1 protein-coding gene is annotated in these 278 nt (G+C 71.6%); it reads right to left on the minus strand.

All coding sequences use genetic code 11. The features are described from left to right. Positions 1-7: 7 nt before the first annotated feature. Positions 8-278: M23 family metallopeptidase (locus EN850_RS36125; RefSeq protein ID WP_136093111.1), on the minus strand; the 271-nt coding region annotated here is incomplete at its 5' end.

The raw sequence follows: 278 nt of genomic DNA on the forward strand, positions 1-278 counted from the left end.
GCAGGGACTATTCGATGTGTGCAGCGCCGCCAGGCCGGATGTGCTGCCCCTTGACCGGTTCGCCGCGCGCGACCGGCTGGCCGTCGGCCACATAGCCGGAGAACTGGGCCGGCAGCGCCGCGCTGACCCCGAACGCAGGCCCGGCCTGCAGCTGGTAGTGCAGGTGCGGTTCGGAGGAATTGCCGCTGTTCCCACAGTCACCGAGGTGCGTGCCGCTGCGGACGACCTGCCCCTGTGCAACGCGCACGCTGCCCTGGCGCAGGTGCGCCAGCACCGAG

The organism is Mesorhizobium sp. M8A.F.Ca.ET.207.01.1.1 (genome assembly GCF_004794715.1).
Lineage (GTDB): Bacteria > Pseudomonadota > Alphaproteobacteria > Rhizobiales > Rhizobiaceae > Mesorhizobium.